General features: G+C 49.9%; 1 protein-coding gene. It reads right to left on the bottom strand.

The window, feature by feature from the left end:
* On the bottom strand, window positions 1-517 hold a 517-nt coding region (locus tag D9N13_RS05940; RefSeq protein WP_290587191.1), incomplete at both ends, for an IS3 family transposase.

Here is a 517-nt window from a genome sequence, read left to right as displayed (position 1 = left end):
CAGCTGCTTCCTCATATTCAACGGGGCTTACCCCATCGTTTGCTGAGTGCCTTCTCTTACGGTTATAAAATATCTCGATATAGGCAAATATACCCGATCTAGCCTCATCAATCGTCCGGTAATTCTTTGGGTAGATCAATTCCACCTTAAGCCGACTAAAGAACGACTCCATTGGTGCATTGTCCCAGCAGTTTCCCTTTCGACTCATGCTGATGCTAATTTCGTTAGCGCGCAGATAATCAATGTACACCTGCGAGCGGTATTGGGTGCCTCGATCGGAATGCACTATCAGACCTGGTGCAGTCTCCCTTTGCCGCAGAGCCATATCCATGGCTTTGGATATCAGTGCCTCTGTCATTGAGGTATCCAGGCTCCAGCCCACAATTCGGCGCGAGAACAGATCCATCACCACCGCCAAATACAACCAACGATCCTTGACCCAGATATAGGTGATATCGGTCGTCCATTTCTCGTTTGGCTGGCAGGCAGAGAAGTCGCGCCACAGCAGGTTGTCCGA

The sequence above is a fragment of the Ketobacter sp. GenoA1 genome (assembly GCF_003671475.1).
Classification (GTDB): domain Bacteria; phylum Pseudomonadota; class Gammaproteobacteria; order Pseudomonadales; family Ketobacteraceae; genus Ketobacter.
This window is presented reverse-complemented; position numbering and strand designations above follow the sequence as displayed.